The sequence below is a fragment of the uncultured Brachyspira sp. genome, from assembly GCF_949287625.1.
Classification (GTDB): domain Bacteria; phylum Spirochaetota; class Brachyspiria; order Brachyspirales; family Brachyspiraceae; genus Brachyspira.
In genome coordinates, this window is sequence record NZ_CASEGO010000100.1 from 1 (window position 1) to 12,037 (window position 12,037).

At 28.7% G+C, this 12,037-nt stretch carries 9 protein-coding genes; 2 read left to right on the plus strand and 7 right to left on the minus strand.

All coding sequences use genetic code 11. The features are described 5' to 3' along the window. Positions 1–555: 555 nt before the first annotated feature. From hydG to Q1X91_RS12680, 5 genes are all read right to left on the minus strand, one after another. Positions 556–1,980: a [FeFe] hydrogenase H-cluster radical SAM maturase HydG gene (gene hydG, locus Q1X91_RS12660; protein ID WP_300758126.1), complete on the minus strand. Its 1,425-nt coding sequence runs from the start codon at positions 1,978–1,980 to the stop codon at positions 556–558. Positions 1,981–2,014: 34 nt separating this feature from the next. Further along, on the minus strand, positions 2,015–2,266 hold the full coding sequence (locus Q1X91_RS12665) for a TM1266 family iron-only hydrogenase system putative regulator (protein WP_300758129.1): 252 nt from the start codon (positions 2,264–2,266) through the stop codon (positions 2,015–2,017). Positions 2,267–2,413: 147 nt separating this feature from the next. Continuing rightward, on the minus strand, positions 2,414–4,252 hold the full coding sequence (locus tag Q1X91_RS12670) for a methyl-accepting chemotaxis protein (RefSeq protein WP_300758131.1): 1,839 nt from the start codon (positions 4,250–4,252) through the stop codon (positions 2,414–2,416). Positions 4,253–4,624: 372 nt separating this feature from the next. After that, positions 4,625–5,488 (minus strand): tetratricopeptide repeat protein, encoded by an 864-nt coding sequence (locus Q1X91_RS12675; RefSeq protein WP_300758133.1) that lies wholly within the window; start codon positions 5,486–5,488, stop codon positions 4,625–4,627. An 18-nt stretch (positions 5,489–5,506) separates the two neighbouring features. Further along, the gene (locus tag Q1X91_RS12680; protein WP_300758135.1) at positions 5,507–6,922 is read right to left on the minus strand and encodes a fibronectin type III domain-containing protein; all 1,416 of its coding nucleotides are present in this window, start codon (positions 6,920–6,922) and stop codon (positions 5,507–5,509) included. A 286-nt stretch (positions 6,923–7,208) separates the two neighbouring features. Between Q1X91_RS12680 and Q1X91_RS12685 the strand changes: the two genes are divergently transcribed. After that, a complete protein-coding gene (locus Q1X91_RS12685) occupies positions 7,209–7,844 on the plus strand; it encodes an ankyrin repeat domain-containing protein (RefSeq protein WP_300758138.1) in 636 nt (211 codons plus the stop codon). 74 nt (positions 7,845–7,918) lie between these two features. On the opposite strand, the gene Q1X91_RS12690 is transcribed toward Q1X91_RS12685, so the two are convergent. Continuing rightward, positions 7,919–9,391, minus strand: a complete 1,473-nt coding sequence (locus Q1X91_RS12690) for a 4Fe-4S dicluster domain-containing protein (protein WP_096736648.1) — start codon at positions 9,389–9,391, stop codon at positions 7,919–7,921. Positions 9,392–9,717: 326 nt separating this feature from the next. On the opposite strand from Q1X91_RS12690, the gene ald reads away from it, so the two are divergent. Beyond that, the gene (gene ald, locus Q1X91_RS12695; RefSeq protein ID WP_300758142.1) at positions 9,718–10,830 is read left to right on the plus strand and encodes an alanine dehydrogenase; all 1,113 of its coding nucleotides are present in this window, start codon (positions 9,718–9,720) and stop codon (positions 10,828–10,830) included. Positions 10,831–11,165: 335 nt separating this feature from the next. Here ald and Q1X91_RS12700 read toward each other — a convergent pair whose 3' ends face one another. Beyond that, positions 11,166–11,903 (minus strand): 1-acyl-sn-glycerol-3-phosphate acyltransferase, encoded by a 738-nt coding sequence (locus Q1X91_RS12700; RefSeq protein ID WP_300758145.1) that lies wholly within the window; start codon positions 11,901–11,903, stop codon positions 11,166–11,168. Between the last annotated feature and the right edge of the window lie 134 nt (positions 11,904–12,037).

Below are 12,037 nucleotides of genomic sequence, written 5' to 3' on the forward strand. Positions count from 1 at the left end.
GGATATAAGGTTCTTTTTGCGGCGGGAAAAAGAACAATAAAAAATTGACAAACTTAAAAATTTTCAGTATATACCTAAATAAATACAGTTTGTCAAAAAATAATTTTTTTAAATTTCGATATTTGCGGGGCTTTGCCCACCACGCTGTGTGCTACGCCCCCCAGTTCTTTTGTGACGCTGTCCGCCTCGCTCTGCGTGCCTGCGGCAAGGTGTAGCCTAAATTTTGGGTATTACCATACATTTAATACATATCTTTAAAATATAAAGTTCTAGTAATTGCGTTTTTCACGAAGTGTGACTTTGGCAAAAACTTTGGCGAAGCCCGCCTGCGACCGCAGGAAGTACTGTTAAGTATGGTGTGTGCGGCAAAAAAGTTGATAGTTCTATATAATGTACATCAGTTGACAAAATATAGTCGTTTAGCTATATATCAAATAAAATACACCGAGCAAATAAAATCATATTTTTTATATTTTTCTGCTCGGTGAAATAAATAACTCATAAAATTAAATCAATAATTTATAGCCCAATATATAAAATTAGATAATATACAAATTAAAATTTAAAATCTCTTCTTCCTTCATCTATGCCTTTTAAAGCATCTACTAATTTCATTTTAACCTTTTCATTAGGTACTCTCTCTATTTCATTTGCCATAACTTTATCTATAGATTTTTTAGTTTCTTCTTTGGCATAATCGTTTTCATATTCTTTTAACGTTATTATAGCATTAGCCTGACAGAAATTTTTTATTTGTCCGCTCTTAGCAAAAGCCATAAATCTGTCTCCTGTTCTTCCTTCTCTATAGCAAGCAGTACAAAAGCTAGGAAGATATCCTATATCTGAAAGCCATTTAATAATATCATCAAGAGAGCGGTTATCAGATATTTCGAACTGTTTTGAATTCTCCTCTTCCTCTTCTACATATCCTCCTACACTAGTTCTTGATCCTCCGCTTATTTGAGAAACTCCTACTTCTAATGCCTCCTCTCTTGATTTTTGGCTCTCTCTTGTAGAAACTATTATTCCAGTATAAGGAACAGCAATTCTTAAAACAGCAACTATTTTTTTGAATAGACTATCAACTATAGCATTAGGGAAACTTTTAACATCAACATCATCAGCAGGTCTTATTCTAGGAACACTTATAGTATGAGGTCCGCAGCCGAAAGTATCTTCTAAATGTTTAGCATGATAAAGCATAGCAGTAAAATCATATTTATAATCATAAAGCCCGAATAATACACCTATACCTACATCATCAATACCGCCTTCCATAGCTCTGTCCATTGCCTCAGTATGATATTCATAATTACTTTTAGGTCCGCTTGGGTGAACTTTCTCATAAGTAGGTTTATGATAAGTCTCTTGGAATAATACATAAGTACCAATTCCTGCATCTTTTAACTTTTTATAATTTTCAACTGTAGTAGCTGCAATATTAACATTAACTCTTCTAATAGCTCCGTTTTTATGCTTAATGCTGTATATAGTTTTTATAGATTCAAGTAAATATTCCATACTAGCATAATCAGGGTCTTCACCTGTTTCTAATGCTAATCTCTTATGTCCCATATCCTGTAATGCTGTAACTTCTGCCCTGATTTCATCTTGAGTTAACTGCTTTCTTGCTATATGACTATTTTTAGCATGATAAGGACAGTAAACACAGCCGTTAATACAATAATTAGATAAATAAAGAGGGGCAAATAAAACTATTCTTTTACCATATATTTCTAATTTGATTTTCTTTGCTATTTCAAACATCTCATTTTCAGAATCTTTATCATTACAAAGAAGCAAAGCTAATGCCTCATAAGGTTCAAGCCCTTTCATTAAACTTGCTTTATCTAATATCTCTCTTATATTATAATCGCCGCTTTCTACTTTGGATATGGTCTTTAATATCTCTTCATCATTAATAAACTCATTTGCATTTCTTGATTTGGAATCGTACTTGAATAAAGTTTCTAAAGACATAAAATATACTCCTATTTTATAATTAAACTGTTTATTATTTTTTACTTGCATAAAGTGCTTTAGCAGAAACACCTTCAATCATGCCAAGTTTGCCTGTTAAACTATTAATTTTATCGATAGGAGCATTTAATACTATGCTTATGATATTTATATTTTCTTCTCTGTAAGGTATACCCATTCTTCCTATAACAAAATCACTGTAGCTATGAAGAATTTCATTCACCTTTGCCGCAGCATTGGTGTCTTCAATTATTATACCTATAACAGCAATTCTATTATTTTCCATAAACTAACAAAAAAGATAAAATACAATTTTTTTATATGTTCCTTTATGATAAACATTAACAGTTATTCATTTAGGTAATTTTTATTATAAAACTATAAATTATTTTGTAAATAGATTTTATTAATTTTTTATCAAAATATTTTATAATTATTTTTCTATATGGAAAAAGCTAACAACATTTTGAAGTTCTTTAGCATCATTATAAAGTGATATAGAAGAAGCTGTTGACTCTTCAACTAAAGCAGCATTTTCCTGAGTAATAGTATCCATTTCCATAACAGCTTTATTAACCTGAGCTACTCCAGACTGCTGTTCTAAGGCAGCCGCACTTATATCTTTTATAATATTTGCAGTTTCTTCAATTTGTTCTTTTATTCCTATAAATAATTGTTCCTGACTCTCTACAATCTCATTAGCCTTATTAATTTTATCATACACCTGATTAATCAATTCTGTAATGTCTTTTGCTGAAGTCTGACTATTTTGTGCTAAACTTCTAACCTCACTTGCTACAACTGCAAAACCTTTACCCTGATCTCCTGCACGTGCTGCCTCTACTGCTGCATTAAGTGCTAAAATATTAGTCTGAAAAGCAATGCCCTCTATAACTTTTATTATATCTTTAATTTTTTCACTGTCATTATTAACTTCATTCATACTTTTTACTGTCTCAGCAACTACAGAAGCTGCATTTTCTATAGATTCCTTACAGCTATTCATCATATCATTACCCTTTACAGAATTATTGGTAGCCATAGATATTGCTGAAGATATTTCTTCCATAGATGAAGCAGTCTCCTCAAGATTAGCAGCCGTATTTTCTGCTTTTGCTGCTAAGTTCTTATTTCCAGAAGCAAGAGCATTAGCAGCATTAGACATCTTATCAGCATTATGCAAAGTAGTTTCTATTACCTCTATTAGTTTATATTTCATATTATGAAAAGAATGTGATAATTCTCCAAGTTCATCTTTTCTATTTAGCTTTCTTCTATGCATAATAAGCCTGCCGCTTTCTATTTCCTTAGCTTCCTCAACTATAATATTAAGAGGTTTTATTATACTTCTTGTAAATAAAAATACTACCAATGTCATAATAACCATTGATATAATGCCTATTATTATACTTATTACAATAATGGATCTATTAACTTCATATATCTCTTCAGTATCCATAGCATAAGCAACTATCCAAGGCTGAACACTCATTTTTTTATAATAACCAGCTCTTATATGATCATTAAAAGAATATTTTAATTCTCCATCTGTATTTGAACTTTGAATTATTGTATTATATTCACTTGGAGCTTGTTTATTTATTTCTGCAGAATCTGTATCCATTACAACTACAGATTTATTATTAACCGTTACTATTCTTCCTGTTTTCCCTAATCGTACATTACTGAAATAAGCGTCATATATAGACATTATTTTTATAATAGATACTAAATAGCCTATTAATTGATCATTATAATCAAGTATCCTTACCCCTAAAGATATTGTAAGATCCCCCGTAGCTGCTGATTTAACAATATCATCTCCAAATGCCGCTTCTTCACCTGCTAATAACTTATTCATCATAGTAGGTCTTAAATCCATAAAATTTCTGCCTATTAATTGCGAGTTTCTATCAAAAACTATCACCCCGTTTGTATCCATTATAGAAATATTTTCTATAAAACTATTATTTTCTACAAATGAAGTTACATCTAAAAAAACATTATTACTATATGCGGTCATATTTGAAAAGAAATTTTTAATATTAGCACCGCTTGTATATGATTTATTAAGCATTACCTGAGCATTTAATATAGAATCAAACAAATTAGCATAACCCCCAACAGTATTCTCAAAACCTGTATTAATACTCTCAGTTATTCCTTTATTTGAAAAGTATACTGAGGTAGATAACAAAAACAATAACATCAATATAGACATTAAACTAATAATAACCGGCAGTTTAAAAGATAAACTATAAATTTTCTTCATAATAGACTCCTAAATAAAACACTGAATTTGTATTAAATGAATGATAAATGTAAAATTTTATAAATTTAGTATAGTACAATTATATGTAAGTGTCAATAAAGTAAATTAATTTTATATAATTATAAAAATTTTATTACTGAATATGTAAAATATATAATAAATATGTGAAACGCATAATAAAAATATATAATAATCTTAATATTATACTTGCTGCAAAACTAATGATTATTTTAGTAATTAAATTATTCTGACAAAATATAATTATTTATATATCAGTAATTCTATTATTTTGTAAATAATAGAGTTAAGATATATCATTTAGATTTATAATAAAAGATTTTATTATATAAAATTTTAGAAATAAAGTATTATTTAAGATACGCAGACTTTCTCTTCATAAACCTCTTTAGCTTTAGAATAAAACTCTGCTGCTTTTTCATAATTTCCATTAATAAATTCAATATTACCTAAATGGAAATAAGAACTAGAATCAGGATTTTCTTTTATTTTTTTAGTATATTTAACTTTGCTTTCTTCTAAATTAGGGTAATTATCCCTCAAACTTTTACTTCTAAGATTTTTAAGTGCAAGAATTTCCGGAGTATCGGCAGGATACATAGCCAAAGCCTGCAAATACATATTTTCAGCTCTTTTATAATCTTTAATTTCATGAAGACATACGCCGTAATAATGATAATCATTATGATCAGCCAAATTATTATCTACCAATATTTTATAAAAATTCATAGCCTCTTTATAAAGTTCATTTCTAAAGAAGTAATTAGCCATATAAACCAAAGCAACTCTGTCTTTTGAATTAATTTTAAGTACATTTTTAGCAGCTTCCAATCCTTTATCTTCTTCTTTAAGCATAGTACATAAAGATAAAAACTCATAATAAGGATCAAGATTCTGAGAAGTATATAATGTAATACCTTTTCTATAAAGTTCAAAAGCCTCCTGAAGTCTGTATTCTTTTTTGGCAATAGCTCCTAAAATAAAATATGCCTCAGCTGCCATCCAATATTCTAAGAAAGTGTTTAAAAATATTTTAGCATGTTCATAATCGCCGTTTTCAAATAAGGAAACAGCTACCTGTAAATACGACTTCATATCTTCAGAAGTACTTAATCTCATACTTCTTTTTAAAGCCTCGATAGCCTCTTCATTTACTCCTTTCTTTAAAAGTTCCTCTGCAAGATTACTTAATTTCATTGCTTTAGTATTAGTAGACACGTTAATCTCCTTTTTATTTTAATGAACTGGTCTAACATAAACTTCTTTGGAAAAACCGCTCTCTATATTTCCGCCTTCTCCGCCTATAGCAGTTATAGTAAAATAATAAACCTCATTACTATTAAGTCCTTCTATATAGTATTCACTCTGATTTCCTATCTGTATAGGAGTATACTCAGCATCATTATAAACTCCGGACTTTGTACCATAATATATTTTATATCCCACAACATCTTCATGAACAGCATCCCATTTTAGCATAACAGAATTATTATTAACCGCTGCTGCTGTTAAATTAACAGGTATTTGCGGAAGTCTTCCCTTATGATATGAAATATCAACATTATTCAATATAGGTGTTATATTTCTATCGATATTACTCTTTAATACAGCTCTTATCTGAACATACTTTACATTTGCTGTAATAGTATTTGTGTTATTATCTAAATACTGCCAAGCTATATTATCATCATCTGGGGCAAAATAATAATCTGAAGTTCTATAATAAACATCTATATAAGATCCATTTGTAAAACTTCCTGTATAATTTATAGAGTCTATAAATGTATTTTTATCCTCAAAATCTATAACTCTGCTTATTATTTCTCCGTTTGATGAGTACCTATATAAATTAAAATCTCTTTTATAACTAGGAGTGAAATAGAAGGCATCTAAACCTCCTATAAAACCTTGTCCTAAATATAATGGATCTAATTTTATATTATCAAATTCAGCAACATAAGGAGATCCGTTTCTATCACCTGTACTTGTTAAATAAACAACTTCTTCTTCAATTCCGTCTATATATTTTACTAATTTTCCAGTAGAAGCATCAAAACTAACGCTATGATGTCTCCATTCATTTTCTTTTAAATACTCTCCTTCTGATAAAGTAACATTTGTATATTGACCATTATAAGAAAATAAATTATTAAACTGCCAAACTAATCTGCCATTAATGATATTTGCTCTTATACCTGCATACTTTGTAACACCATTATCATTATATATAGCCATTTTTGAAAGAACTTTAGAGTTCATTCTTACTCTATAAGGATTTAAATAAAATTCAAAAGTAAAACTTGCCATAGAAGTATCATCAGAATTATCTAAATAATGATCTATTTTTACATAAGATCTAATATTTGGGAAAAATACAGCCTTTCCTCCATTAGCCCCTGTAATATATTTAATATCAGGACTATAGCTTAGTCCATGAAAATACGAAGAACCTAAAAGTGTTCTTTCAAATATTAAATTAATATCATTTGAAACTTCATCTGAATTACCATTATTTAATACAAAGCTATTAGTAATATTATCTAATGAACTGTAATAAATATTATTTGTATCAGAAAAAACATTAATAACAGCCGCATTTAGATTGACTGTACAAAATAAAATAAACGCTATAAAAATACCTATATAACGCACTTTCAATTCCTAATTATTTTTATATCTTTAATAATTCTTCGGATATTTTTTTAATTCCATTATTAAAAATATAATAAAAACCTATATTTAAAACTATATATTTATACTAGCTGTAAAAATATATCTAAATAAATACTATATTTTAAATATAAAAAAAAATTAAAATATGTTATCATAATTTTTATATTTGGAAGTATTTTTCAGTTATTTTAATAGTAATGTTATTTTAGTAATATAAAAATATATTGTTTGACTTGACAAAAAGAGTACAATTTAAGGATTAAATATGAAATTGTTAATTATTATCAGTTTATTAATATCAAATGCAATGCTATTTGCAGATATAAAAATAGGTTTCTTTTCAGCAGTACATAGCGGAGATATAAAAACTGTACAGGAATATATAGAAATGGGTATTAATGTTAATATACAAGATGATATGAAAAGAACACCATTAATGATAGCAATGTATAAAAATGATATGAAAATGGCTAAACTTTTTATTGATAATGAAGCAAATGTTAATATACAAGATAATAAATTTAATTCTCCTTTTTTATATGCATGCGAGAAAGGATATATAAATACAATAAAAATAATGTATGTTAATGCTGATACTAAAGTAGTTAATATATATGGGGCAAATGCCCTAATACTAGCATGCCAAAACGGTCATTGGGAAACTGTAACATTTCTGCTTGAAAACACTGATATAAATGTTAATCATATAGATAATTTATCAAGAACCGCTTTGCTTGAAATAGCAATATTTGGAAAAGACACTATTAATTATGTAGAAATAGTAAAACTCCTATTAGAACATAATGCCGACAAAAACATAAAAGACAGTAAAGGAAATGATGCTTTATACTATGCAAAAGAAAGAAATTTGAAAAATATAGAAAAATTATTAACAGAATGATTAAATACATAAAAAGGCAAGAGTAATAATGATATTAACTCCTGCCTTTAATTATTACTTATTTTAATAAATTATCAGTCTTTTTTTACTTCGGTACCAGTAGAAGCGTATCTTTGTAATTGAACAGCAGCAGCTTTAGGATTTTTTACTACGCAAGGACCTCCTACGCAGCCTCCATTACAAGCCATAACCTCAACAAGATTAGGTGTATCAGCGGTAACAGGAGTTTCTCCAGACTGAACTTTACCGTATCCTTTAAGCTGTTTCATACCCTCTTTATCTAGTCCGTTAATAACAGCAGATTTTAATTTTTCAGGGTGTTTTAATCTTATTTTAACAGCTTCAGCTACACCGCCGCTCATAGCATATTTTCTTCCAGAAGCAGTAGGAACGGTTTCTATATCCAAGTCCGGCTCTTTAGCAACTTCTGTACCAGTAGCTATAAATAAAGCATCAAGCTCTTCCATAGATAAACAATAATCTACCAAATCATCATCTATGCTTTCTCTTCTCTTAGCAAGACAAGGACCTATAAAAACATTAACAGCCTCAGGATCTTCAGCATGCATCATTTCAGCAGTATAATGCATAGGAGTTTTAGTTTCGGATACACAAGGAATCAATTCAGGTACATGTTTTCTAACAGCTTTAACATAAGCAGGACAGCATGAAGTAGTCATAAGTTTATCTCCTCTCTCCATTCTCTCTTCAAACTCAGCTGCTTCTCTGTCAGAAGTAACATCAGCACCTAAAGCTACCTCCCAAACTTTGTTAAATCCTATTTTTAATAAAGCACTTTTTAATTGCCCTGGTTTAGCATTAAACTGCGAAGCTATGGCTGGAGCATACATAACATTAACTTTTTTATCTTCTTTCAAGTGTTTTAAAACATCTAAAAGCTGCCCCTTATCCATCATAGCACTGAAAGGACATTCTCTCATACAATTTCCGCAGAATATACATTTATGATAATCTATTACTTCTTTACCCTGTTCATTTTTATTAATTGCTCCTACAGGGCAGGATTCCTCACAAGGAACAGGTATATATATAATAGCATGATAAGGACAATTTTTTAAACATAATCCGCAGTTTATACATTTGCTGCTGTCTATATGTGCCCTTTTTTCATCTAAAATAGTAATTGCATTTTTAGGACAGTTCATCATACAAGGTCTTGCCAAACAAGCCTGACAAGCATTAGTAACCATAAAATTTGCCCTAACACAAGCATTGCAGGCCTCATCAAGTACGGTAAGCATAGGCCAAGTTGGTTTTTCTCTCTCTAATGCCAATTTAGCATATTCAGATAATGGTATTCCGCTGTCTTCTTTACCTTCAACGCTTATACCAAGTCTAGCCATAATTCTATTTTTTATGATTTCCCTATCATTATGTATACAGCATCTTATAGATTTACTATCTCTTGGTATAATTTCTATAGGCAATCTATCTATATCCTCTATTAATCTGTCTTCAATAAACATTAATGCTATTTTTACCAAAATTTCCTTTTTTAATTGAGAGGCATTATTATTAATATTCACCTTCTATTCTCCTGTTATTTTTAAGTGATTTGATATTAAATTAAATAAACTAATATCATTTTTATTATCATACATTATAATATGAAGTTTAATTTTTTCAAGTATAATATTCAAATTATGTACAAAAATTTATTGTATATAGTATTCATATTAAATATGTAATAATCAGATAAAAATATAAAATAAAAACATATTAAATTAAATAAAAAACTAGTTTATTTCTTGACAAACGATGATCAAATAACTATATTGTATGTATATAGAATTTTATATACAACATAATATACTTCTATATAAAGTAATTTTAATTTTAAAGGAGTTTTTATATGCTTATAGGATGCCCAAAAGAAATTAAAAATCAAGAGTACAGAGTTGGATTAACACCAGCTAATGCCGCAGATTATATACTGCATGGCAATAAAGTAATTATGGAAAAAGGTGCAGGAGAAGGGTCTGGATTTAGTGATGAAGAATATAAAAAAGTTGGTGCTGAAATAGCTGATAAAAAAAGAGTATTTGAAGCAGATATGATTATTAAGGTAAAAGAACCTATAGAAGAAGAATATGAATATTTCAGAGAAAATCAAATATTATACACTTATCTGCATTTAGCTGCTGATAAACCTTTAACTGAAATGCTTTTAAAGAAAAAAATAAGATCAATAGCATACGAAACAATGAAAGATGAAATGAATCAGCTGCCTTGTTTAGCTCCTATGAGCGGAATAGCTGGAAGATTATCTATTCAGGAAGCTGCTAAGTATATGGAAAAGAAATTCGGAGGAGAAGGCGTATTATTAGGCGGTGTTCCGGGGGTACAAAAAGCAAATGTTGTTATATTAGGTGCTGGTGTTGTAGGTCTTAATGCAGCTCAAATAGCTATGGGATTTGGAGCTAATGTATCTATTACTGATATTAATGTAGCAAGACTATCGTACATAGATCAAATATTTAATATGAGAATAAATACATATTTTAGTGCTCCTTCTACTTTAGAAGAGTTATTTAAAACTGCTGATGTTGTGATTGGAAGCGTACTTATACCAGGTGCTAAAGCTCCTAAACTCTTAAGAAAAGAACATTTAAAAATTATGAAAAAAGGAGCTGTAATAGTAGATGTTGCTATTGACCAAGGCGGATGCTTTGAAACATCTCACCCTACTACTCATGATGATCCTATATTTATAGTAGATGATATTGTTCATTACTGTGTCGCCAATATGCCGGGGGCTGTGGCAAGAACTTCTACTATAGCACTTACCAATTCTACAACTCATTATGGAATAATGCTTGCAGAAAAAGGATTAGAAGAAATTTGCAAAACAAATAATACTTTGCTTACTGGACTTAATACTTATAATGGAAAATGTACATTTAAAGGTGTTGCTGAAGCATTTGATATTGAATATACAGATCCTAAAGCAGCATTAGCAAATTAAACAAATTAAAAATAAATTTTATTACACCATTGCCGTAAAGTTTAATCAGCTTTACGGCTTTAATTTAAAATTATAAAAAATGCATATAAATATATTGACTTTAATACTTATTTAATATAGTATTACTACTAAAAATAACAGTTTATGTAATTTACTAAAAACTGTTTACTATATTAAAGAGAATTATCAATTTTTTATAAGTACATAAAACTCCAAAATCGCTATAAGTTATTCTTGTAGCGATTTACTTTTTTAAAGTTATAAATTATTTTTTATTAATAAAAATTGATTGACGATTCATATAAACTAGTAATGGGCAGATAATTTTTTATAGTTTATTTTATATTTTTAAGCTCATTATAATTCTTATCCATAATTTCATACCAATAATTTAATTTGGCATTATCATCTCCCTCTATATCTTTTAAATAGAAAGGTTTTAAAAATCTTACTTTTATTTTTCTAAAAGGATTAATTCTAATACTCTTTGCCTTCATAATATCTCTAGTTCCATATATAACAACAGGCAGTATTTCTATATCAGGGCATCTTTCTGCTATTTTTAATATCCCTCTTTTAGGCTTTCTTATTTCTCCGTCAGCACTTCTGCTTCCTTCAGGATATATAACTATACTAGTACCATTTTTCAATCTGTCTTCCATATCATCTATAGATTTTACAGCACCTACAGTACCGCGTTTTACAAATATATAATTGGCAAGCGACATACCAAAACCTATTAAAGGTACTTTTCCGTAAGTGTCTTTTGAAACAAAAGCATATGACTTTTTAAATATTGAAAAACATGCAAATATATCAAATGAACTTTGATGATTAGGAGTAAGGAGGTATGTTTTATTAGGATCATAATTTTCTTTTCCCTCCAAATCAAAGGAGATAAAAGCCATTTTCATAAGCCCTCTTCCCCAAACTTTCGCCATTGAATGCACCCAATATTTTGCTTTCTTTTTACTAAATATACGTATAAACGGATAAATAGGAAATGCTATAATAATGCATAATAATGTATGGATAAATCCCAACAAAAAATAAATTAAACTAAACAATATCATATCAATAGTTTATTATAAAAATAAAAAATTATCAATATTGCACGGGTTCCATACATATTGCATTTAAGTATTCCTTAATTTCTTAAAGTATAGCATAGGAGTATCATAATTTAAAGTAGAATGTATTCTTTTAT

Bases quoted from the DNA above. Each gene is read 5' to 3' on its own strand.
- hydG (WP_300758126.1), bottom strand. From the start codon at position 1,980: ATGTCTTTAGAAACTTTATTCAAGTACGATTCCAAATCAAGAAATGCA.
- Q1X91_RS12670 (WP_300758131.1), bottom strand. From the start codon at position 4,252: ATGAAGAAAATTTATAGTTTATCTTTTAAACTGCCGGTTATTATTAGT.
- Q1X91_RS12700 (WP_300758145.1), bottom strand. From the start codon at position 11,903: ATGATATTGTTTAGTTTAATTTATTTTTTGTTGGGATTTATCCATACA.
- Q1X91_RS12665 (WP_300758129.1), bottom strand. From the start codon at position 2,266: ATGGAAAATAATAGAATTGCTGTTATAGGTATAATAATTGAAGACACC.
- ald (WP_300758142.1), top strand. From the start codon at position 9,718: ATGCTTATAGGATGCCCAAAAGAAATTAAAAATCAAGAGTACAGAGTT.
- Q1X91_RS12685 (WP_300758138.1), top strand. From the start codon at position 7,209: ATGAAATTGTTAATTATTATCAGTTTATTAATATCAAATGCAATGCTA.